Below are 21,501 nucleotides of genomic sequence, written 5' to 3'. Positions count from 1 at the left end.
GCATCGAAAACCAACCGGCGGCGGCCTGTCGCTTGCCGCGCGAGACGGGAGCGACCCGGTGACCTTCGACCTGACCTTTTCGATCAAGGTGTTCGCGGCGCTGTTCGCGATCATGAACCCGATCGCGAACATCCCGGTGTTCCTGTCGTTGACCGAAGGCGCGGCGGACGGCGTGCGCCGCAAGGTCGCGCTGACGGCCGCGATCGGCGTGACGGTCGGCTGCATCGTGTCGGCCGTCGCGGGCGGCGCGATCCTGCGCGTGTTCGGTTTGACGATCGACGATTTCCGTCTCGCGGGCGGGCTGCTGGTGCTGCTGATCGCGCTGTCGATGCTGCATGGTTCGCCGAGCTGCCAGCATGCGCCGGGCAGCGACGAAGGCGCCGATCCGACGGCCGCCGAAAGCGTCGCGATCTATCCGCTGACCATCCCGTTGCTCGTTGGCCCCGGCACGATCGTGACGATGATCGTGCTCGGACACGGCGCCGTCGCAACCGGGCAGGAACTCGCGTTCGCGCTCGGGCTCGGCGCGTTTCTCGTGCTGCTGGCCGTGTCGCTGCTGTCGGCGCCGCTGATCGGCCATTACCTGTCGCCGCGCGTAACGGCCGTCACGCAGCGCCTGATGGGAATGATTCTCGCGGCGATCGCGATGCAGATGATCGTCGCGAGCCTGAAGGCCGCGTTCGGGCTGTCGCATTGAGCGCGCCCGTTCGACTGCATGGAGTCGCATGATGAACACGCTGATCGTGTTGTCTTACCCCGATTTCGACGCAGCGCGTCGCGCGCTGGCCGAACTCGGCACGTTGCGCGACCGGCACGTCGTCGCGCTCGCGGGTGTCGTGATCGTCGCCTGCTCGACCGACGGACAGTTGCGCACGCATGCAGTCGACCCGGGCCGCGTGTCGTCCGGCTCGCTGCTCGACAATGTGGTCGCGCATATCGAATCGTCGCTCGACGCGTGGCGCGGGCGGCCGGTTGACGACGCGCTGACCGACCGCGTCGCGCGCAACGCGCGTCCCGGCACGGTGTCGCTCGGGCTGGCCGCGACGCAGGTCGATATTTACGCGCTCAGCGCCGGGCTTGCATCGCTGGGCGGCGAAGTGACCGACACGACGCTGTCGATCGACGACGAACTGAAGCTCGTCGAAGCGATCTCGAACGCACGCGACGGCAACGACGGCAACGACCCGCCGACGAACTGACACACCGACACGGTCTTTCCCCGAAATCGCAGCGCTTCCCGCCCACACATCACCGCACCCCGCGCGCTGCACAGGCGCACCCCTTGCTCGATCGGCTCGACGGTCACATTCACCGTTTCCGCTTTCGACAAGGAGGGCCTGACATGAAAGCAGTCGTATTTCACGGCATCGGCGATATTCGCATCGACACGGTGCCCGATCCGGAAGTCTCCGCGGCGACCGACGCGGTCGTGCGCCTGACCGCCAGCGCGATCTGCGGCACCGATCTGCACATGGTGCGCGGCACGCTCGGCGGGATGAAGCCCGGCACGATCCTCGGCCACGAAGGCGTCGGCATCGTCGAGGCGGTCGGGCGCGACGTGCGCAACCTGCGGCGCGGCGATCGCGTGCTGATTCCATCGACGATCGCGTGCGGCAGCTGCGCATACTGCCGCGCGGGCTACACCGCGCAATGCGACGTCGCGAACCCCGGGGGCCCGCGCGCGGGCACTTCGTTCTTCGGCGGGCCGGCGGAAACGGGCCCGGTCGACGGGCTGCAGGCCGAATACGCGCGCACGCCGCTTGCGCATGCGAGCCTGATCCGGCTGCCCGACGCGATCGACGACGATCGCGCGATCCTGATGTCGGACATCTTCCCCACCGGCTATTTCGGCGCGCAGCTTGCGGAAGTGAAGCCAGGCGATACGGTCGCCGTGTTCGGCGCGGGGCCGGTCGGGCAGTTCGCGATCGCGAGTGCGAAGCTGATGGGCGCCGGGCGCGTGATCGCGGTCGACCGCATCGCGTCGCGACTCGAGATGGCGTGCGCACAGGGCGCCGAGATCGTCGATTTTTCCGAGGACGATCCGGTCGACACGATATTGCGGCTGACGGGCGGGATCGGCGTCGATCGCGTGATCGACGCGGTGGGCGTCGATGCGATGCGCGCGACGCATGGGCCTGCCGCCGCCGATCGCGACGCCGCGCGTGCGTTCGATGCGGAAGTCGACGCGATCGCGCCGCACCGCAAGCCGGACGGCCGCAACTGGGTGCCGGGCGACGGGCCGTCGCAGGTGCTGCAATGGGCGGTGCGCGCGGTCGCGAAGGCCGGCACGATCTCGGTGATCGGCGTGTATCCGCAGGCGGCGCGCGTGTTTCCGATCGGCGAGGCGATGAACCGCAACCTCACGATCAAGATGGGCAACTGCAATCACCGGACGGTGACGCCGCCGCTCGTCGAGCTGGTGCGCAGCGGCGCGTTCGACCCGCTGTCGGTGCTCACGCGCAGCGAGCCGCTGACGAACGCGATCGACGCGTATCGCGCGTTCAACGTACGCGAGCCCGGCTGGATGAAAGTGAAGCTGACGCCGTGACGACACGAACCGAAACGATGCACACCGAAACGACGCAAACCGAAACCGGGAGCCCTCCGATGAGCGATCAATACGACAACTGCATGGCCGCGTGCGACGCCTGCGCGCACGCGTGCGACACCTGTGCGGCCGCCTGCCTCGCGGAGCGCGACGTGCACGCGCTGGCCGGCTGCATCGCGCTCGACATCGAATGCGCGCAGCTGTGCCGCTTCGCGTCGGGCGCGATGGCGCGCCGCAGCGGGCTCGCACCGCGCATTTGCGCGCTGTGCGCACACGCGTGCGACTTGTGCGCGGCCGAGTGTTCGCGGCATGCGCACGAGCATTGCCGCCGCTGTGCGCTCGCGTGCGAGGCGTGCGCGGCGATGTGCCGCGCGATGGCCTGAGTACGGGCGCTTACGGCGTGTCCTGAACCTGGCGCGCGACGCGCTGCAGCAGCGCGTCGAGGACGGCCATCTCGACGGGCTTCACGAGATGGTCGTCGAAGCCCGCGCGTTCGGTGCGCGCGAGGTCGGACGCGCGCGCATGGCCGGACAGCGCGACGCAGGTCGTGTCGCGCAGCGCGTCGATCGCGCGCAGTTCCTGCAGCAGCGTGAAGCCGTCGACGTCCGGCATCGTCAGGTCGAGCAGCATCAGTTGCGGCGCGTAGTCGCGCGCGACGGCCAGCGCATCGGCCGCGTTGTACGCGACGCGCGGCGCATGCCCTTTCAGTTGCAGCAGCACCGCGAGCGTGTCGGCCGAATCGCGGTTGTCGTCGACGACGACGATGCGCAGCGGCGCGTCGGCCGGCGGTTCGAGCGCGGCTGGCGCGGGCGATGCGGAGGGGGCGTTGCGGGTCGTTTGCGCGATCGGTAGCCATATCGTGAACGTTGCGCCGTGGCCGGGCCCGTCGCTTTCCGCGACGATCCGCCCGCCGTGCAGTTCGACGAACGATCGGCAGATCGCGAGCCCGAGCCCGAAGCCGTCGGACGGGGAGCGACCCGATGCGCCTTCCTGCTGGAACAGGTCGAAGATCGTTTCGAGCGCGCCCGGTGCGATGCCCGCGCCGTGATCGACGACGCGGATCGCAACCGACGGCCCCTCGATCCGCGCGCCGACGTCGATCCGGCCGCCGTGCGGCGAGAATTTCGACGCGTTGTCGAGCAGGTTGTGCAGCACCTGGACGAGCCGTGCGTCGTCGCCGTGCAGGACCACGGAATCGGTCGGCAGGTCGACGCGGATCCACTGCCCGCGCGCGGCCAGCTTCGGCTGGATGCTTTCGACGCCGCGGCACACGATGTCGCGCACGGTGATGGGGCGCGCGGCGAGTTCGACCTTGCCGGCCGTGATGCGTCCGACGTCGAGCAGATCGTCGACGAGCCGCGTCAGTTGCCGGACCTGGCGATGCACGGCGTCGCGACACTGCACGAGCGCGGGCGCGGGATCGGGCAGGCTCTGCAGCACGCCGACCGAATTGCGCAGTGGCGCGAGATGATTGCGTAGCTCGTGCGCGAGCATCGCGATGAACACGCTGAGCCGGTGCGTCGACGCCTCGAGCTCCTCGAGCCGCTTGCGCTCGGTCATGTCGCGCGTGATCTTGATGAAGCCGCACAACTGGTGCGTCGCGTCGTACACCGGCGTGATCGTCACGCTCGCCCAGAACTGCGTGCCGTCCTTGCGCACGCGCCAGCCCTCGTCCTCGAAGTGGCCGTGTGCGGCGGCCAGCGCGAGCCCTTGCGACGGCCGGCCGGCCGTGATCGCGTCGGACGGATAGAACAGCGAGAAATGGTGGCCGACGATATCGGCGGCGGCGTAACCCTTGATGCGCTGGGCGCCGGCGTTCCACGTCGCGACGTTGCCATAAGGGTCGAGCATGAAAACCGCATAGTCGGTGATCGACTCCACCACGGTCTGGAACCGGAATTCGGCGAAGCGGTGCTGCAGGTCGCGCGCGTCGGGCGAACCGGGCGGCGGCGGATGCGGTTGGAGATCGGCGTCGTCTTTCTTCATCGGAGCGGCAAGTTGAACATACGGGCGGCCGCAGGTCGCCGGCCCGCTGCCGGGCGCGCCGGCGGCGGCCATACGGAGCGAATTGGCACGTCCGAAAGCATAAAGGAACTCGATTCAGCTGATCAATGGGTGCGCATGGGCCGTGCCGTCCGCAGGGCCCGCCGTCCGCGCCGGGCGCGGCATGCCGATTGCACGAACGTGCAGTCCGCCTGCCGTGCGGCGGCCGTCCGGCCGATCGCGCGGCGGCAAGCCAGGCAAGGAGATCGACATGAACAGCACGCTGAATCCCGATAACGAACCGGCCGGCCCGGACGACGACAACGCCAGCCGCGGCCGCGACGGCCGGGCGCTCGGCCCGAGCGACTCGTCCGACAGCGGCAGCGACACGGCGGGCGCGCGGCGCCATCCGTTCGACGTCGATTCGCCGCTGGACGACCACGCGCTCGAACGCGGCGACGCGGCGCTCGACAGCGATACGGACCGCGCGGGGACCGGCGAGCGCGCGTCGGCGGACGGCGATTCGACGCTCGAGGAAGGCGCCGATATCGAGCCGGACCGCACCGAGCGGCTGAGCGAGCCCGGCCGCACGGACGACCCGGACGACCCGGACGAATCCGGCGCCGCGCCGTGACGCCCGGCACGCAAAAACTGCAATCGCGTTGCAGATTGGGGCGCCTGACGGCTTCCCGGCGCTGCGGCGCGCAACCGTCGCGGCCCCGCCACGGCGCCGGCACGCGATTTGCATTCACCCGACCGACGCGCGCCGCGACGCGGCACGGTGCCGTGCGCGGCGCAGGCGATCAAGGAGAGACACGATGCAACGACGATATCCCGGACGGTCCGGCGAGCGCGGCGGCCCGCCCGACTGGCACGAGCGCAACGAACGCGCGTACCGGGGCGCCGGCGAGCGCATCCCGGACGACCCGGCCCGATGGCCGGAAGAAGATTACGAATCGGCTTACCGCCGCTTCGCGAGCGAGGACGTGGGCCCGGAAGACTGGGGCAGCGAATGGACCGAGCGCGCGGCGCGGCCGGCCGACCAGCGGCGGGGCGCGGCCGACCCGGACTGGCCGGGCGGCGCGCGCCAGCCGGCGCGGGACCCCGAGCGCGGCTACGGCGAACCGGGCCGCCGCCGTGCGGAGGGTCGCGAAGGCCGGTACGGCGGCGAGCGGCCGGAATTCCGCGGCGCGCATCGGATGGGCGCGTACGGCGAGCGCGACATAGGCGACCCGCGCGGCGACCCGCGCTACGGCGGCAGCGCCCCCGACCTGTCGCGCTTCGGCCGGGACGCCGAACGCGACGCACTGCGCCATCGCCGCGGGCCGAAAGGCTATACGCGCTCGGACGAGCGGATTCGCGAGGACGTCTGCGAGCGGCTCGCGCACGCGCTCGAGATCGACGTCAGCGACGTCGCCGTGCAGGTGAAAGAAGGTCGCGTCGAGCTGGACCGCACGGTGCCGGCGCGCTGGATGAAGCACGACATCGAGGATCTGGCCGACGGCTGCCTGGGCGTGCGCGACGTCGAGAATCGCGTGCGCGTGCGCCGCGACGACGAACACGATACGGGCATGGTGCTGCATCCGGACCAGCGGACCGTCACGCCGACCCAGCCTGCCGCACGCGACCCCGAACCGGGCACCGTGGTGAGCGGCCGCGAGCGCGAACCGCGCCATTGACCCCCGTGCGTGAAACGCCGCGCCCCCGACCGCGAGTAATGCGTGCATGACGACCGGAATCGACGAAACGCCCGTCAACGAACGTGATGCGGCGGCAGGCCGCGACTCCCGCGACCCCCGCGATCTCCGCCATCGCCACGACAGGCGCGGCCTGCGCGTCCGGATCGCGGTCGAACTCTGGCGCGCGATCTGGCATTACCGCGCACGCGTGCTGGCGGCGATCGTGCTGCTGGTGCTCGCGAAAGCGGCGGCCGTATCGGTGCCGCTGCTGCTCAAGGACATCGTCGACGGCTTCGGCCGCGCGGCCGGCCAGCCGATGGCGTGGCCGGTGCTGCTGCTATTCGCGTACGCGGTCGTGCGCTTCGCGTCGAACGCGCTGAACGAAGTCCGCGACATGACCTTCGTGCAGGTCACGCAGCATACGGTCGCATCGTTTACCGTGCGCACGTTCGGCCATCTGCATCGGCTCGGCGCGCGGTTTCATGCGCAGCGCGAAACGGGCGCCGTCGTGCGCGACCTCGAAAAAGGCACGGCCGGCATCGGCTACCTGCTCGGCGTCGCGGTGTTCACGATCGTGCCGACGGCGATCGAGATCGGCTCGGTGCTCGTGATCGTGATCGGCAAGTACGGCGGCGGCTTCACCGCGATCATCCTCGTCACGTTCGCCGTCTATGCAGCATATACGGTGGTGTTCACGCGCCGACGCATGCGCTACCAGCGGCGCGTGAACGCGCTGGAGGCCGAGTCGAACTCGCGCGTGGTCGACAGCCTGCTGAACGTCGATACGGTCAAGTACTTCGCGCGCGAGGACGTCGAGCGCAACCGGCTCGATCGCGTGCTCGGCGAATGGCGCGAGGCCGGCGTCGACAACCAGTACGCGCTGTCGGCGCTGCATATCGGGCAGAGCGCGTGCATCGGCGCGGGGATCGCGGCGGTGATGCTGCTTGCCGGGCAGCAGGTCGCGCGCGGCGCGATGACGATCGGCGATCTCGTGCTGATCAACGCGTACATCATCCAGATCAGCCTGCCGCTGAACGCGCTCGGTTTCGTGTTCCGCGAGGCGAACGACGCGATGACGAACATCGAGCGGCTGTTCGGGCTGCTCGATGCGCGCGGCAAGCCCGGCGAGGACGGCGATGCGCCCGGCGCGCAGCCGCTCGTCGTGCGCGGCGGCGCGATCGAATTCGAGCATGTCGACTTCGGCTACGAGCCGAGCCGGCAGATCCTGTTCGACGTGTCGTTCCGCATCGAGCCCGGGCAGACGATCGCCGTGGTCGGCGGCAGCGGCTCGGGGAAGTCGACGCTCGCGCGGCTGCTGTTCCGGCTGTACCAGCCCGATGCGGGCACGATCCGGATCGACGGCCAGGATTTACGGCTCGTTACCGAGCGCAGCTTGCGCGACGCGCTCGGCATCGTCCCGCAGGACACCATCCTGTTCAACGACACGCTCGCGTACAACATCGCGTACGGCAAGCGCGACGCGACCCGCGGCGACGTGATCGCGGCCGCGCGCGGCGCGCAGCTCGACGCGTTCATCGAGCGGCTGCCCGATGCGTACGACACGCGCGTCGGAGAGCGCGGCGTGCGGCTGTCGGGCGGCGAGCGGCAGCGGGTCGCGATCGCGCGCGCATTGCTGAAGGCGCCGCCGATCGTCGTGTTCGACGAGGCGACGTCGGCGCTCGACACGCGCTCGGAGCGCGCGATCCAGCAGGAGCTGATGCGCGTCGCGCAGCATCGCACGAGCCTCATCATCGCGCACCGGCTGTCGACGATCGTCGATGCCGACCGCATCCTCGTGATGGAGTACGGCCGGCTCGTCGAGCAGGGCACGCACGACGAGCTGCTGGAAAGCGGCGGCGTGTATGCGCAGATGTGGTCGCTGCAGGCGAAGCAGCGCGAACTGGAACGCACGGAGGCGAAGTTCGCGCGGCAGCCGGTGCGGATCAACCCGCTCGTGTCGCAGGTGCTCGATTCGCTGGCGGAGGCGGCCGCCCAGCGCGGCGTGCCGGTGTTCCGCCATGTGTCGGACGAGGATCTCGTCGTCAACGCCGATCCGGCCGCGCTGCGGCGCTTCGTGTGGGAACTGTGTCGCGGCGCGATCGAAGCGAGCAGTGGCGGGCAGCTCGAGGTGCGCACTGCGCGCCACGACCCCGAAGCGCGCATCACGATCGCGTGCGCGGGCGTCGACGCAACGGAGCTGTCGCTGATCGATCTCGAACGATTGCAGGATGCGATCGAGGAGGCTGGCGGCTACGTCGTGCGCGAACGCGACGATATCGGCGTGACGCTGCACCTGTCGCTGCCGATGTATGCGGTGGCGCCGGCGTCGATGCAGCCCGACGGCGCGTCGCCGCATCCGGAGGCCGGCAACGCGACCACGGCGAAGCCGCTCGACGGGCTGCGCATCGCGTGCGTTGACGACCACGACGAGGCGCGCGAGGCCCTCACCGCGCTGCTGAAGGTGGCCGGCGCCGACGTGCATGCGTATGCGTCGGGCCAGGCGCTGCTGGACGACCTGTGGCGCGCGCGCCGGGCCGACTGGCCGGCGCTGCTCGTCTGCGACATCGATCTCGGCGACGACGAGGAGGACGGCTACGCGGTGATGGCGCGCGTGCGCCAGCTCGATGCCGCGCGCGAGCGCGACGGCCGTGCGCCGCTCGAAGCGCTGGCGTTGTCCGGCCATGCGCGCGATCGCGACCGCACGCGTGCGGTCGAAGCCGGTTTCCATGCGTACCTGACCAAGCCCGCGGTAGCGGCCGACCTGATCGCGGCGTTGCGTGCGCTCGCGTTTTCCTCCGGAGAAATCCATGCCGAACCTTCTGAATCCGACGACACCCGAAGCCCTGAACGCACGTCGCGGCGGTAGCGCGTTCGCGGACCGCCAGGCCGCGGTGGCGGCCGTCGAGCTGCTGCTGCCGACCTTGTCCGCCGCGCTGCAGAGCGATTTCGTCGGCGACAGCGGCTGCCTGCACATCGTGATCATGGACCCGGCGCTCGGGCCGCACGACGCGGCGTTCGAGGACGCGATCCTGTACGAGTTTTCGCTGCCCGACCCGAAGGACTGGGACGCCGACTATCGAGCGTATGCGCGGGCCAAGGCGCGGCTGTCATGGGAAACGGGCCGCGACGGCCACGTCGTGCAGGCGCTGGAGCCGTACCGGCTGCGCGCGGGCGACACGAACCTGTGGGGCGGCGTCGCGCTCGGCGGCATCGTGGTCGGTGTGTCGGGCGCGCAGCCGTGGTTCGACGAGGCGTTCGCGGGCAGCATCGCGCACTGCCTGCGCGCGCTCGCGAAGCACCGCGCGCAGGCCACGCCCGACGGGCTCGCGATCTGAGGGGGCCGCCCAGGCGCGGCCGCCCGGGCCGGTTTTTACAGCCGGTTATAAAAAAGCCAGCGAGCGCGCGCCACGGTCCGATGCGGCGCGGGCGCGCGCAGGCCGGCACGGTTTTCGCTGTATCTCCTGCACGGACGGTTGTCGCGACAAGTGTCGCCGTCAGCCGGATTGCTTTCCGACATCGACAGGAGGTGCAGGTGAACGCGACTCACGATCCAGCCAAACCGCCGCTCGCCGGCCGGACCGCACTCGTGACCGGGGGCGGCCGCGGTCTCGGCGAAGCCATTTGCGAAGAGCTTGCGCAGCACGGCGCGCATGTGGTCGTCGCCGATCTCGACGGCGACCGCGCGGCCGCCGTCGCGCAGCGGCTCGAACGGCACGGCGGGCAGGCGGTGGGCCGGCCGCTCGACGTGCGCGACGAAGCATCGGTGCTGCAGGTCGTGCACGATGCGCGCGAGTCGCTCGGCGACCTCGACGTGATCGTCAACAATGCAGCGATCGACGTGACCGCGCCGATCGACGACGTGAGCGTCGACGCGTGGCAGCAGGTGCTGATGACGAACCTGTTCGGCCCGTACCTGATGTGTCACGCGGCCGTGCCGATGATGAAGGCGCGCGGCGACGGCCATATCGTGAACATCGCGTCGACCGCGTCCAAGCGCGCGTGGCCGAACGCGTCCGCGTATCACGCGACGAAGTGGGGGCTGCTCGGCCTGTCGCACGCGCTGCATGCCGAACTGCGGCCGAGCGGCGTGCGCGTGTCGGCGATCGTCGCGGGCGGGATGCGCACGCCGTTCCTGCTCGACCGTTTTCCCGACATCGACGAGGACACGCTGCAGCCGCCGGAGCACGTCGCGGCCGCCGTGCGCTTCGTGCTGACGCAGCCGCCGGGCACCGTGGTGCCGGAGCTGATGGTGCTGCCGATGAAGGAGACGTCATGGCCCTGAAGCGCGAACGGCGGCTGCCCGGCGCGGTGCTGCTCGACAAGGACGGCACGCTGCTCGACGACGTGCCGTACAACGTCGATCCCGCGCGCATGCGCCTCGCGCCGGGCGCCGCGCGCGCGCTGCGCACGCTCGGCGCGACCGGGATGCCGCTGGCGGTCGTGTCGAACCAGCCGGGCGTCGCGCTCGGCCGCTTTACCGAACATGAGCTTGGCGCGGTCCGCCAGCGCCTCGCCGAATTGTTCGAAGCGAACGGCGCGACGCTGGCGGATTTTTTTTACTGCCCGCATCACCCGCAGGGCAGCGTGCCGCGCTACACCTGCGACTGCATCTGCCGCAAGCCGCGTCCCGGCATGTTGCGCCGCGCGCTGGCCGCGCTCGGCGCCGTGCCCGAATGGAGCTGGATGATCGGCGACATCCTCGACGATGTCGAGGCCGGCCGCACCGAGCGCTGCGGCACGATTCTGGTCGACTGCGGTAACGAGACCGAGTGGCGGCTCAACGCCGCGCGCACGCCGCATCACGTCGTCGATCGCGTCGACCTGGCCGCCGACATCGTCGTGCGCGAGGCCGCGCTTCGGCATGGCTCGTGGGTGCGGCAATGAGCTCGGCCTGGAGCCGCGCCCGGCGCATCCTGTGCGTGCGGCTCGACAGCATCGGCGACGTGCTGATGACCACGCCCGCGCTGCGCGCGCTGAAGGAGAGCGGCGCCGATCGCCAGCTGACGCTGCTGACGTCGCGCACGGGCGCCGCGCTCGCGCAGCATCTGCCGATGGTCGACGACGTGTGGAGCTACGACGCGCCATGGGTCAAGCATCCCGACGTGCGCGGCGATCCGGTGGCTGATCTCGACATGATCGACCGGCTGCTGGCGGGCCGTTTCGACGCGGCCGTGATCTTCACCGTCTACAGCCAGAATCCGCTGCCCGCCGCGATGATGTGCTGGCTCGCCGGCATCCCGCTGCGGCTCGCGCATTGCCGCGAGAACCCGTATGAATTGCTGACCGACCGCGTGCCGGAAACCGAGCCGGCATCGCACGTGCGCCACGAGGTCGCGCGCCAGCTCGCGTTGGTGCGTACCGTCGGCGCGAAGACGGCGGACTGGCGGATGGCGTTCGAGCCGGGCGACGCGGCGCGCCGCGCGGTGCACGCGCGCCTGCAGGCCGCGTTGCAGCGCTTCGGCGGTGCACGCCGCCCGGCGGCGGAGCGCCCGCGTTGGCTCGTCGTCCATCCGGGCGCGACCGCCGCGTCGCGGCGCTGGCCGGCCGAGCGTTTCGGCGAAGCGGCCGCCGCCGTCGCGCCGCTGTTCGACGGCATCGCGGTGACGGGCAGCGCGGACGAACGCGCGCTGGTCGACGCGGTGTGCGAACGGGCGGGGCCGCGCGCGATGCCGCTCGCGGGCGTGCTGCCGCTCGGCGAACTCGGCGCGCTGATCGAGACGGCCGACCTGCTGCTGTCGAACAACAGCGGCCCCGTGCATCTCGCGGCCGCGCTCGGCACGCCGGTGGTCGACCTGTATGCATTGACCAATCCGCAGCACACGCCGTGGCGTGTGCCGCACCGTGTGCTGAACGTCGACGTGCCGTGCCGAAACTGCTACCGCAGCGTGTGCAACCAGCCCGGCCATCCGTGCCTGCGCGGCGTGAGCGTCGACGACGTCGCCGCCGCCGTGCACGCGTTGCTGCGCGGCAGCGCGCGCCATGCGCAACGCACGGCCGCGCGGGCTGCCGCGCACGACGACGAGCCGGTCGCGGCGCACGCATCGAACGTGATTCCGTTCGCGCACGTCATCACGAGGAACTGACGCATGCCTGATCCGATCCATACGCTCGGCATCAACGCCGCCTTCCACGACAGCGCCGCGTGCATCGTGCGCGACGGCGTCGTGATCGCGGCGGCCGAGGACGAACGCTTCACGCACGTGAAGCATGCGAAGCGCCCGGTGCCGTTCTCGACCTGGGAGTTGCCTTTCCACGCGATCGACTATTGCCTCGCGGAAGCGGGCATCACGCTCGCGGACGTCGACCACGTCGCGTATTCGTACGACCCGTGGTTCGAACTCGACCGCGAAGGCACGGCGCCGGCGCTGACCTTGCCGCTGTCGCCGTCCGCGCATGCGCCGCGCGAGGACGGCGCGTCGCCGTGGCATCCGCTGTTCCTGTCGTCGATCGTCAACGCGCCGCGCCAGCTCGCGGGCGGCGTGCCGCATCATCTGCAGCGGCGGTTTCGCGGCGTCACGCACGACGGGCCGTTCCGCTGGCATTTCGTCGAGCACCATCTCGCGCACGAGGCGAGCGCGTTTCTCGCCGCGCCGTTCGAACGCTGTGCGGTGATGACGATGGACGGGCGCGGCGAACGGGCGACGACGAGCTACGGCGTATTCGACGGCCGGTCGTACCGGCGGCTCGGGCAGGTCAACCTGCCGCATTCGCTCGGGCTGCTGTACGAGCGCTTGACGCGCTATCTCGGCTTCCTGCACTCGTCCGACGAATACAAGGTGATGGCGCTCGCGTCGTACGGCAAGCCGGTGTTCGCCGACGAGATGCGCAAGCTCGTGCAGTATCGCGGCGAAGGGCGCTACGACGTGCGCGACGCGGATCTCGCGGCACTGTTCGGCCCGCCGCGCGAACGCGGCGGCCCGATCGAGCCGCATCACTGCGACATCGCGCATGCGCTGCAGCTGGTGCTCGAGGAGACGACGCTGCAGGCGGTCGACTGGCTCGCCGCCGAGACCGGCGAGCGGCAGCTCGCGATGGCGGGCGGCGTCGCGCTGAACTGCGTGATGAACGCGAAGATCCGCGATCGCGGCCCGTTCGACGACGTGTGGGTGCAGCCGGCCGCCGGCGACGCGGGCACCGCGCTCGGCGCCGCGCTGTGGACCGACTTCCGGATGCGCGGCGCGCGCGGCGGCTGGCGAATGGATCATGCGTACCTGGGGCCGGCCTACGACGACGATGCGATCGAGGCGTTCCTGAAGGAAGCGCAGCTGCCGTACCGGCGGCTCGCCGACGTCGCCGCGCAGACGGCCGCGCTGCTCGCGGCGAACCGCGTGATCGGCTGGTTCCAGGGGCGCATGGAGTTCGGCCCGCGCGCGCTCGGCGCACGGTCGATCCTCGCGTCGCCGATCGATCCGGACATGCAGCGCAAGCTGAACCGGATCAAGGATCGCGAGGATTTCCGGCCGGTCGCGCCGGTCGTGCTCGAGGATCGCGCGCATCACTGGTTCAGCGGCGGCCGGCGCACGCCGCTGCGCGCGCCCTTCATGCTGTTCGTGTACGACGTTCTGCCCGAGCGCGCCGAGAAAATTCCGGCCGTGCGCCACATCGACGGCACCGCGCGCGTGCAGACCGTCGACGCGACGCAGCATCCGCTGCTGCATGCGCTGTTGACCGAGTTCGACGCGCTCACCGGCGTGCCGGTGCTCGTCAACACGTCGTTCAACACGCGCGGCGAACCGATCGTGTGCTCGCCGCGCGACGCGATCGAATGCTTCTGGACGTCGCCGCTCGACGCGCTCGTGATCGGCCCGTTCCTGCTGGAGAAGCCAAGATGAACATGCGCGACACGCAGCTGCCGCCGGTGGTGTCGGTCGTCGTGCCGACCTACCGGCGGCCCGATCTGCTCGAACGCTGCCTCGACGCGCTGTGCGCGCAGGTGTTCGATCCGACCACCTACGAGATCGTCGTCGTGGACGACGACCCGGCCGGCAGCGCGCGCGCCGTCGTCGATGCGTGCCGCGCGCGCGTGTCCGACGTGCCGGCGATCCGCTACATGACCGCGCCCGACACGCAAGGCCCGGCCGGCGCGCGCAACGTCGGCTGGCGCAGCGCGGGCGGCGCGCTGATCGCGTTCACCGACGACGATACGATTCCCGATCCGACCTGGCTGCGCCATGGCGCGGCCGCGCTGCTGGCCGAGCCGTCGGCGGCGGCCGCCGCCGGCCGGATCGACGTGCCGTTGCGGCCGCGCCCGACCGACTACGAACGCGACGCAGCAGGGCTCGCGCATGCGGAATTCGCGACCGCGAATTGCTTCGTGCGGCGCGCGGCGCTCGAACGCATCGGCGGCTTCGACGAACGCTTCACGCGCGCGTGGCGCGAGGACGCCGACCTGATGTTCGCGCTACGCGAGCATGCGGGGCCGATCGTCGACGCCGACGCCGCGCGGATCGTGCATCCGGTGCGCCCCGCGCGCTGGGGATCGAGCATCGGCGCGCAGTCGAAAGTGTATTTCGACGCGCTGTTGTACAAGAAGCACCGCGCGACCTACCGGCGTCATATCCGGCCGACGCCGCCGTGGCATTACTACGTGGCCGTGCTCGCCGCGCTCGGCGCGATCGGCTGTTTCGCCGCCGGCTGGCCGGCTCCGGCCATCGTGTGCGCGGCAGTGTGGGCCGCGACGACCGCCGGGTTCTGCGCGAAACGGTTGCGCGGCACGCAGTTCACGGTGTCGCACGTGGCCGAGATGATCGTCACGTCCATCGCGATTCCGCCCGTGTCGCTGTATTGGCGCATGCGCGGCGCACTTCACTTCAGAGTGCTATTCCTATGAAGCTCGATCCCAGCGTCGATTCCGACGGCCTGCGCGGCCCGAAGCGGATCGCGGTGTTCCGTGCTTTGCAGCTCGGCGACATGCTGTGCGCGGTGCCCGCGCTGCGCGCGCTGCGGCGCGGCGAACCGGACGCGCGCATCACGCTGATCGGCCTGCCGTGGGCGCGCGAGTTCGCGTCGCGCTTTTCCGATTACATCGACAGCTTCATCGCGTTCCCCGGCGCGCCGGGCCTCGGCGAGCAGCCCGAACCCGACGCGGCCACGCGCGAAGCGTTCATCGCCGAATGCCGCGCGCGCGACTTCGATCTCGCGATCCAGCTGCACGGCAGCGGCGTGCACACGAACGCGATCGTCGCGTCGCTCGGCGCGACGCGCACGGCCGGCTTCGTGCCGGCCGACGGCGGCACGACCACGCTCGACTGCGCGCTCGTCTGGCGCGACGACGAACCGGAAGTGGCGCGCTATCTGGCGCTCACGCGCAAGCTCGGCTACGCGGACTGGGGCGACTACCTCGAATTTCCGCTCGGCGGGCTCGACTACGCGCTGTGGCACGTGCTCTGCGACGAACATGCGCTCGATCCCGGCCGCTACGTGATCGTTCATCCCGGCGCGCGGATGGCGTCGCGGCGCTGGCCCGTCGAACGCTTCGCGCTGGCCGCGCGGCAACTCGCGGACGACGGCTGGCAGATCGTGCTGACCGGCACGCGCGCGGAACTCGGGTTGGCGAGCGCGTTCGCCGAGCACCTCGGGCGGCCGTGCGTGAACCTGTGCGGCCGCACGCCGCTCGGCGCGCTCGCCGCGCTGATCGCCCGCGCGCGGCTGCTGTTGTGCAACGACACGGGCGTATCGCATGTCGCGGCGGCGCTCGGCACGCCGAGCATCGTCGTCGCGTGCGGCAGCGATACGGCCCGCTGGGCGCCGCTCGACGCCGAACGTCATCGCGTGCTCGCGAACTACCCGGCGTGCCGGCCGTGCATGTTCGATACCTGCCCGTACGGGCACGAGTGCGCGACCGCGATCGGCGTCGGCGACGTGATGGACCGGGCGGACGAACTGCTCGCGGAGGAGAGACGTCATGTCACGTAAGCGGTTGCGCGTGCTGACCTGGCACGTGCATGGCAACTATCTGTATTACCTGTCGCAGGCGCCGCACGATTTCTACATCGTGACGAAGCCGCAGCATCCGCCCGGCTATGCGGGCCGCGTCGGCCACCTGCCGTGGGGCGACAACGTGCACGAGGTGCCGGCCGAGTGCGTGCGCGACACCGAATTCGACTGCGTGCTGTATCAGCACGTGAAGCACTACCAGCACGACCGCCTGCGGCTGCTGAGCGAAGCGCAGCGCGCGCTGCCGACGCTGTTCGTCGAGCACGATCCGCCGCGCGAGCATCCGACCGACACGCTGCATCCGGTGCAGGACCCGAACGTGTTGCTGGTGCACGTGACGCCGTTCAACGCGCTGATGTGGGACAACGGCGTGACGCCGACGCGCGTGATCGAGCACGGCGTGCTGGTGCCGGAAGGCGTCGAGTATCGCGGCACGCTGCCGAAGGGCGTGGCCGTCGTGAACAACCTCGCGCGCCGCGGCCGGCGCCTCGGCGCGGACCTGTTCGAGGTCGTGCGGCACAGCGTGCCGATCGACCTGGTCGGGATGGGCTCGGCCGAACTCGGCGGGATCGGCGAAGTGCCGAACCCGGCGCTGCCGCAGTTCCTGTCGCACTACCGGTTCTTCTTCAATCCGATTCGCTACACGAGCCTCGGGCTCGCGGTGATCGAGGCGATGATGATCGGGCTGCCGATCGTCGCGCTCGCGACGACCGAGATGGCGCAACTCGTGAAGACCGGCAGCAACGGCGTGGCCGATACGCGGCCGGCCGTGCTGATCGACGCGATGCGGACGCTGATCCGCGATCAGGAACTCGCGCGCGAGTGGGGCGCGGCGGCCAAACGCGACGCGTGCGAGCGATTCGGCATCGAGCGCTTCGCGCGCGACTGGGACGCCGCGCTGCGAGACATGACGGCGTGACGACGGCGGCGTGGCCCGCCGCGCTCACGGAGGCGGCGCGGCCGGCGAACTCGGCGCGCCGTTGCCGTTGCCGTTCGGCGCCGGCGCCGCTGGCGCGCTGCCGCTCACCGCATTGCGCTCGCTTTCGGGCAGCAGCGCGAGGCGGTTGTACAGCGTTTTCAGGCTGATGCCGAGCGCTTTCGCGGTGCGCGGCTTGTCGCCGTTGAAATGCCGCAGCGACGCGACGATGAAGCGCTGCTGCGTATGCGCGAGCGTCGTGCCGATATGCAGCGTCATCGCGTTGTGACGCACTTCCTCGCGCGGCGGCGGGCGGCGCGGCAATTGCAGTTCGATCTGCTCGTCCGCGAGGATGAACGCGCGCTCCAGCGCATTGCGCAGCTCGCGCACGTTGCCGGGCCACGTGTATGCGCGCAGCGCCTTCATCGCCTGCGTCGACAGCCGCTTCCGCGTGCGGTGGCGCGCGTTCAGCCGTTCGACGATCTGCAGCGCGATGTCGCCGACGTCGTCCTCGCGCTGCCTGAGCGCGGGCACGTGCAGCGCGATCGGCGCGATCCGGTAGAACAGGTCTTCGCGCAGCGTGCCGTTGCGCATGGCCTCGACCGGATCGTGATGCGTGGCCGCGACGATCCGCACGTCGAGCGGAATCGCGTCGTGGCCGCCCACGCGCACGATCGTGTTGGTTTCGAGCGTGCGCAGCAGCTTGACCTGCAATTCGAGGGGCATCTCGGCGATTTCGTCGAGAAACAGCGTGCCGCCGCGCGCGGCTTCGAACATGCCCACATGTTGTGCAACGGCGCCCGTGAAGCTGCCTTTTTCGTGACCGAACAAATGCGATTCCGCGATGTCCTTCGGAATCGCGCCGCAGTTGACGGGCACGAACGGCCCGCGCCGGCGCGGGCTCATGTCGTGAATGAGCCGGGCGACGATATCCTTGCCCGCCCCGCTTTCGCCGACCACCAGCACACTCACGCGGGTGGCGGCGACGCGCGACACTTTCAGCAGCAGATCCTGAATTGTTCGCGAACGGCCGAACAGTCGCGTGCCGTCATCGTCGGATTTCGACATGGAGTATGACCGGGTTGGGAAGTTTTGACCGAATGTGTCGTGACCAGGTAAAAAAAAATGACGTGGCATACGTCGTTTTTTACGTATTCAGGATACCTTTTATACCGGTTCGGCGACATTGAATCTGGCAATGCGGTGTGCGTCGACAGATAGATTTATTCGATGAACGGCGAATGCGCGACACCACTCTTCTATACTGCTAAGCACGCGTTTTCAGTGCAGGACAGCTTGTCTGCCCATTCGTGTGCAGCGTTGAAGATGCCGTCGCAGGCTCGATAGTATGCATGACGCTGCACGTGTCGCGGTGCCGGCCAACGCATGTGCCGAGCCGCATTACCAGGAGCCTCGATGCCTTACGTCCTGATCGTCGAAGACGATGCCGATACGCGAACGATGCTCGCCACGCTCGCACGCACGCAGCAGCTGACGTGCGATACGGCCGCGACGCTTGAAGAAGCGCGCACGCTCGTCTCGACGCATACCCCCGATCTCGTGCTGTGCGACCTCGTGCTGCCCGACGGCAACGGGATGGATCTGTTCGACGCGTTGCCCAAGCGCGGGCATTGCGAAATGGTGTTGACCACCGGCCACGCGAGCCTCGAAACCGCAATCGATGCATTGCGGCGCGGCGCGACCGACTATCTGGTGAAGCCGCTCAACATGCAGCGGCTGAACAGCATCTTCGCGCGCGTGCCGCGCACGACCGCGCTGCACGAGGAAATCGCGGAGCTGCGCTCGGAACTGCAGCGCCTCGGCCGGTTCGGCCGCATGCTCGGCAGCTCGCCCGCGATGCAGGCGGTGTACGACGCGATCGGTCGCGTCGCGCGCACCGAAGCGTCGGTGCTGCTCACCGGCGAATCGGGCACCGGCAAGGAGCTCGCCGCGCAGACGGTGCACGACCTGAGCCTGCGCCGCCGCGGCCCGTTCCTCGCGGTGAACTGCGGCGCGATCGCCGCGAATCTCGTCGAGAGCGAGATGTTTGGCCACGACCGCGGCAGCTTCACCGGCGCGGAACGCCAGCACAAGGGCTTCTTCGAACGCGCGGACGGCGGCACGCTGTTTCTCGACGAAATCACCGAGATGCCGGTCGAATCGCAGGTCAAGCTGCTGCGCGTGCTGGAAACCGGGCGCGTCACGCGGCTCGGCTCGACGCGCGAGATCGACGTGGACGTGCGCATCGTCGCCGCGACGAACCGCGATCCGGAAGCCGCGATGGCCGACGGCAAGCTGCGGCCCGACCTGTTCCATCGGATCAACGTGTTCCCGATCCCGCTGCCGTCGCTGCGCGAACGCGGCGACGACATCCCGATGCTCGCCGATGCGTTCCTGCAGCGCTACAACGAGGAGAGCGGCCGGAACCTGCGCTTCTCGCCGGCCGCGCGCGAAGCGCTGAAAACCTACGAATGGCCCGGCAACGTGCGCGAGCTGCGCAACTTCGTGCAGCGCGCGAGCATCTTCACCGATGCCGACGTGATCGACACGCTGCCGCCGCCGATCATGGACGAACTGTCGAGCATGGTCGATTCGCACGAGGATCGCGTGACGGTGCCGTTCGGCACGCCGCTCGAGGAAGTCGACCGCAAGCTGATCCTCGGCACGATCGCCCAATGCGGCGGCGTGAAGGCGCAGGCGGCCGAGGTGCTCGACGTCAGCCTGAAGACGATCTACAACCGGCTCGCGCAACTGGAAGACGAAGCGGAAAAGCCCGATTCCTGATGCCGCCGCGCTCGCGTTCACGTTCCGGTTCCGGCCTCGCGGCGCGGGTCGCGCTCGAGGCGGCGACGCATGCGTTCGACGTGCGGCGGGATCGTGCGTCGTTCGCGCAGGATCCACGGCAGCCCGGCGAACGTGCGCACGATCGCGCGTTCGCGGCGCAGCAGCGGCAGCATGCGCACCGTATGCAGCCACGCGGCGGCGGCCGGCCATCTGAGCCACGCGGTCCACACCGCGTTGCGGGCGGCGGTGCGCTCGCGCGTCGGCCGGTCGCGCTGCGTCGACGGGTAGTGATGGACGGTGAGGCGCGGCGCATACACGAGCCAGTGTCCTGCGCGAGTCAGATCGAGCGCGAGCAGCGCTTCCTCGCCGCCGAGAAAGTAGCGCGGATGGTAGCCGCCCGCCTGCACGAACGCGTCGCGCCGGAACGCGGTCGCGCCGGCCAGCAGCCCGAGAATCGGCCTGCCCGGCAGCGCGACGGGCGCGTCGAGCGGGCTGTCGGCCATCAGCCGGCAGGTCGGGTCCTCGCGCGCGTCGGGGCCGACCAGCACGCGCGCGGTGACGGCCGCGACGTGCGGATACGCGTCGAGCAGGTTCGCGGCTTCGGCGATCGAGCCGGGCGCCCACCACGTGTCGTCGTCGCAGAACGCGACGTAGCGCGTGCGGGCGACGTCGACGCCGAGATTGCGGCCGGCCGCGCCGAGGTTGCCGGGCGCATGCACGAGCGCGACGTGCGGAAAGCGCTCCCGGATCAGCATGGCCGTCTCGTCGTCGGCGCCGTTGTCGACGACGACGATCGCCGGTCGGTCGGGCAGCTCGGAAAGGCGCTCGAGCGTGCGCGCGAGTTCGGCGGCGCGCCGGCAGGTCAGCACGACGGCCGTCACGCGCGGCTCGGCCGGCGGCAGCGCGGCGCGCGCGGGCGTTACACGGACGGGACGTCGCATTCGAGTCGCCAGATCGTTTCGGGTTCGCGGAGCGCGGCGCGCATATGAGGCTCGAGCAGCGTCACCTGGCTGGCATACGCATCGACGGCGGCGGCTTTCGCGGCGGCGCCGTCCGACCCGCTGCCGGCCGGCGCGGCGACCGGATGCGCGAGCCAGCCGCGTTCGCGCCAGCCGCTCACGCGCGTGGCCATCAGCCCGTCGATGCGGCGATAGGGCACGTCCTCGTAGAAGCGCCAGATGTGCGACGCATTGTCGTCACGCAGCAGCCACAGCATGGCTTCCTGCACCTGCAGATGATCGCGGTGGAACAGGCCGGCCGGCGCGAGCACGCCGAGGCCGGGGTGCGCGTCGATCACGTCGGCCACGCGCGCCGCGATCGCGGTCGACGTGGCCGGCACGCCGTACTGATCGTCGAGGAAGTCGAGCCACACGGGGCGTGCGTCGAGCAGCGCGAGCGCGCGGCGGTCTTCGTCGCGGCGCGCGCGCATTGCTTCGTCGGCGTGGCGAAACCCCGCGCGGCGATCCCACGGCGGCGCGGGCGTGCCGCGCGGCGGAATCCCCGCGAACACGGTGACGACGATCGAGCCGGGCGCCTGCGCGAGCAGTTGCCCGCAACTGAAGACGGCATCGTCGAGATGCGGCGAGACGACGAGCCAGCGTGTCGGGTCGGGCATGGCGTGAAGATCTCCATCGTGAGCGGTGCCGATCGGTCAG

At 70.2% G+C, this 21,501-nt stretch carries 20 protein-coding genes; 16 read left to right on the top strand and 4 right to left on the bottom strand.

Annotation, left to right across the window (positions count from 1 at the left end; all coding sequences use genetic code 11):
* Positions 1–58: 58 nt before the first annotated feature.
* From HWX55_RS08385 to HWX55_RS08370, 4 genes are all read left to right on the top strand, one after another.
* On the top strand, positions 59–697 hold the full coding sequence (locus HWX55_RS08385; protein ID WP_175975267.1) for an NAAT family transporter: 639 nt from the start codon (positions 59–61) through the stop codon (positions 695–697).
* A 31-nt stretch (positions 698–728) separates the two neighbouring features.
* Positions 729–1,199, top strand: coding sequence for a DUF1269 domain-containing protein (locus tag HWX55_RS08380; RefSeq protein WP_175975266.1), 471 nt, complete (start codon positions 729–731; stop codon positions 1,197–1,199).
* A 143-nt stretch (positions 1,200–1,342) separates the two neighbouring features.
* A complete protein-coding gene (locus HWX55_RS08375) occupies positions 1,343–2,548 on the top strand; it encodes a zinc-dependent alcohol dehydrogenase (protein ID WP_175975265.1) in 1,206 nt (401 codons plus the stop codon).
* A 59-nt stretch (positions 2,549–2,607) separates the two neighbouring features.
* The gene (locus HWX55_RS08370) at positions 2,608–2,931 is read left to right on the top strand and encodes a four-helix bundle copper-binding protein (protein ID WP_175975264.1); all 324 of its coding nucleotides are present in this window, start codon (positions 2,608–2,610) and stop codon (positions 2,929–2,931) included.
* Positions 2,932–2,941: 10 nt separating this feature from the next.
* Here the strand turns inward: HWX55_RS08370 and HWX55_RS08365 are convergent, their stop codons facing one another.
* Positions 2,942–4,534 carry an ATP-binding protein gene (locus HWX55_RS08365; RefSeq protein ID WP_175975263.1) on the bottom strand — a complete coding sequence of 531 codons (1,593 nt, stop codon included), beginning with the start codon at positions 4,532–4,534 and terminating at the stop codon, positions 2,942–2,944.
* A gap of 268 nt (positions 4,535–4,802) precedes the next feature.
* Here HWX55_RS08365 and HWX55_RS08360 point away from each other — a divergent pair, with 268 nt between their 5' ends.
* From HWX55_RS08360 to HWX55_RS08310, 11 genes are all read left to right on the top strand, one after another.
* Positions 4,803–5,165, top strand: a complete 363-nt coding sequence (locus HWX55_RS08360; protein ID WP_175975262.1) for a chemotaxis protein — start codon at positions 4,803–4,805, stop codon at positions 5,163–5,165.
* A gap of 184 nt (positions 5,166–5,349) precedes the next feature.
* Positions 5,350–6,210 (top strand): BON domain-containing protein, encoded by an 861-nt coding sequence (locus tag HWX55_RS08355; protein WP_175975261.1) that lies wholly within the window; start codon positions 5,350–5,352, stop codon positions 6,208–6,210.
* Positions 6,211–6,256: 46 nt separating this feature from the next.
* The gene (locus HWX55_RS08350) at positions 6,257–9,076 is read left to right on the top strand and encodes an ABC transporter transmembrane domain-containing protein (protein WP_244140524.1); all 2,820 of its coding nucleotides are present in this window, start codon (positions 6,257–6,259) and stop codon (positions 9,074–9,076) included.
* Entirely contained in the window at positions 9,018–9,545 is a 528-nt protein-coding gene (locus tag HWX55_RS08345; RefSeq protein ID WP_077217084.1) for a hypothetical protein, read from the top strand. The genes HWX55_RS08350 and HWX55_RS08345 overlap by 59 nt, the downstream gene beginning before the upstream one ends.
* Positions 9,546–9,742: 197 nt before the next feature.
* Positions 9,743–10,492, top strand: a complete 750-nt coding sequence (locus HWX55_RS08340; RefSeq protein WP_124593727.1) for an SDR family oxidoreductase — start codon at positions 9,743–9,745, stop codon at positions 10,490–10,492.
* A complete protein-coding gene (locus tag HWX55_RS08335; protein ID WP_175975260.1) occupies positions 10,483–11,094 on the top strand; it encodes an HAD-IIIA family hydrolase in 612 nt (203 codons plus the stop codon). The genes HWX55_RS08340 and HWX55_RS08335 overlap by 10 nt, the downstream gene beginning before the upstream one ends.
* Positions 11,091–12,293: a glycosyltransferase family 9 protein gene (locus HWX55_RS08330; RefSeq protein ID WP_175975259.1), complete on the top strand. Its 1,203-nt coding sequence runs from the start codon at positions 11,091–11,093 to the stop codon at positions 12,291–12,293. The genes HWX55_RS08335 and HWX55_RS08330 overlap by 4 nt, the downstream gene beginning before the upstream one ends.
* A gap of 3 nt (positions 12,294–12,296) precedes the next feature.
* Complete coding sequence (locus tag HWX55_RS08325; protein WP_175975258.1) at positions 12,297–14,042, top strand: carbamoyltransferase C-terminal domain-containing protein; 1,746 nt, start codon at positions 12,297–12,299, stop codon at positions 14,040–14,042.
* Entirely contained in the window at positions 14,039–15,040 is a 1,002-nt protein-coding gene (locus HWX55_RS08320) for a glycosyltransferase (protein WP_175975257.1), read from the top strand. Before HWX55_RS08325 ends, HWX55_RS08320 begins: the two co-directional genes overlap by 4 nt.
* Complete coding sequence (locus HWX55_RS08315) at positions 15,037–16,125, top strand: glycosyltransferase family 9 protein (protein ID WP_175975256.1); 1,089 nt, start codon at positions 15,037–15,039, stop codon at positions 16,123–16,125. Before HWX55_RS08320 ends, HWX55_RS08315 begins: the two co-directional genes overlap by 4 nt.
* Entirely contained in the window at positions 16,115–17,065 is a 951-nt protein-coding gene (locus HWX55_RS08310) for a glycosyltransferase family 4 protein (protein ID WP_175975255.1), read from the top strand. Before HWX55_RS08315 ends, HWX55_RS08310 begins: the two co-directional genes overlap by 11 nt.
* 24 nt (positions 17,066–17,089) lie before the next feature.
* Here HWX55_RS08310 and HWX55_RS08305 read toward each other — a convergent pair whose 3' ends face one another.
* Positions 17,090–18,130 carry a sigma-54 dependent transcriptional regulator gene (locus tag HWX55_RS08305; RefSeq protein WP_175975254.1) on the bottom strand — a complete coding sequence of 347 codons (1,041 nt, stop codon included), beginning with the start codon at positions 18,128–18,130 and terminating at the stop codon, positions 17,090–17,092.
* Between the two features lie 348 nt (positions 18,131–18,478).
* Here HWX55_RS08305 and HWX55_RS08300 point away from each other — a divergent pair, with 348 nt between their 5' ends.
* Positions 18,479–19,846, top strand: a complete 1,368-nt coding sequence (locus HWX55_RS08300) for a sigma-54 dependent transcriptional regulator (RefSeq protein WP_175975253.1) — start codon at positions 18,479–18,481, stop codon at positions 19,844–19,846.
* Positions 19,847–19,863: 17 nt separating this feature from the next.
* On the opposite strand, the gene HWX55_RS08295 is transcribed toward HWX55_RS08300, so the two are convergent.
* Together HWX55_RS08295 and HWX55_RS08290 are read right to left on the bottom strand one after the other, a co-directional pair.
* Positions 19,864–20,787, bottom strand: a complete 924-nt coding sequence (locus HWX55_RS08295; RefSeq protein WP_175975252.1) for a glycosyltransferase — start codon at positions 20,785–20,787, stop codon at positions 19,864–19,866.
* Positions 20,766–21,461, bottom strand: coding sequence for a PIG-L family deacetylase (locus HWX55_RS08290; protein ID WP_175975251.1), 696 nt, complete (start codon positions 21,459–21,461; stop codon positions 20,766–20,768). Before HWX55_RS08290 ends, HWX55_RS08295 begins: the two co-directional genes overlap by 22 nt.
* Positions 21,462–21,501: the final 40 nt, after the last annotated feature.

The organism is Burkholderia sp. BCC1047 (assembly GCF_902833155.1).
Lineage (GTDB): Bacteria > Pseudomonadota > Gammaproteobacteria > Burkholderiales > Burkholderiaceae > Burkholderia > Burkholderia sola.
The sequence above is the reverse complement of the archived record's forward strand: the minus strand, read 5'-3'. Positions and strand labels throughout refer to the sequence as shown.

Excerpts from the sequence above, each read along its gene's own strand:
- HWX55_RS08315 (WP_175975256.1), top strand. The coding sequence starts at position 15,037 with ATGAAGCTCGATCCCAGCGTCGATTCCGACGGCCTGCGCGGCCCGAAG.
- HWX55_RS08350 (WP_244140524.1), top strand. The coding sequence starts at position 6,257 with ATGACGACCGGAATCGACGAAACGCCCGTCAACGAACGTGATGCGGCG.
- HWX55_RS08300 (WP_175975253.1), top strand. The coding sequence starts at position 18,479 with ATGCCTTACGTCCTGATCGTCGAAGACGATGCCGATACGCGAACGATG.
- HWX55_RS08290 (WP_175975251.1), bottom strand. The coding sequence starts at position 21,461 with ATGCCCGACCCGACACGCTGGCTCGTCGTCTCGCCGCATCTCGACGAT.
- HWX55_RS08335 (WP_175975260.1), top strand. The coding sequence starts at position 10,483 with ATGGCCCTGAAGCGCGAACGGCGGCTGCCCGGCGCGGTGCTGCTCGAC.
- HWX55_RS08330 (WP_175975259.1), top strand. The coding sequence starts at position 11,091 with ATGAGCTCGGCCTGGAGCCGCGCCCGGCGCATCCTGTGCGTGCGGCTC.
- HWX55_RS08360 (WP_175975262.1), top strand. The coding sequence starts at position 4,803 with ATGAACAGCACGCTGAATCCCGATAACGAACCGGCCGGCCCGGACGAC.
- HWX55_RS08310 (WP_175975255.1), top strand. The coding sequence starts at position 16,115 with ATGTCACGTAAGCGGTTGCGCGTGCTGACCTGGCACGTGCATGGCAAC.
- HWX55_RS08325 (WP_175975258.1), top strand. The coding sequence starts at position 12,297 with ATGCCTGATCCGATCCATACGCTCGGCATCAACGCCGCCTTCCACGAC.
- HWX55_RS08365 (WP_175975263.1), bottom strand. The coding sequence starts at position 4,534 with ATGAAGAAAGACGACGCCGATCTCCAACCGCATCCGCCGCCGCCCGGT.
- HWX55_RS08375 (WP_175975265.1), top strand. The coding sequence starts at position 1,343 with ATGAAAGCAGTCGTATTTCACGGCATCGGCGATATTCGCATCGACACG.
- HWX55_RS08320 (WP_175975257.1), top strand. The coding sequence starts at position 14,039 with ATGAACATGCGCGACACGCAGCTGCCGCCGGTGGTGTCGGTCGTCGTG.
- HWX55_RS08370 (WP_175975264.1), top strand. The coding sequence starts at position 2,608 with ATGAGCGATCAATACGACAACTGCATGGCCGCGTGCGACGCCTGCGCG.
- HWX55_RS08295 (WP_175975252.1), bottom strand. The coding sequence starts at position 20,787 with ATGCGACGTCCCGTCCGTGTAACGCCCGCGCGCGCCGCGCTGCCGCCG.
- HWX55_RS08355 (WP_175975261.1), top strand. The coding sequence starts at position 5,350 with ATGCAACGACGATATCCCGGACGGTCCGGCGAGCGCGGCGGCCCGCCC.
- HWX55_RS08345 (WP_077217084.1), top strand. The coding sequence starts at position 9,018 with ATGCCGAACCTTCTGAATCCGACGACACCCGAAGCCCTGAACGCACGT.
- HWX55_RS08305 (WP_175975254.1), bottom strand. The coding sequence starts at position 18,130 with ATGTCGAAATCCGACGATGACGGCACGCGACTGTTCGGCCGTTCGCGA.
- HWX55_RS08380 (WP_175975266.1), top strand. The coding sequence starts at position 729 with ATGAACACGCTGATCGTGTTGTCTTACCCCGATTTCGACGCAGCGCGT.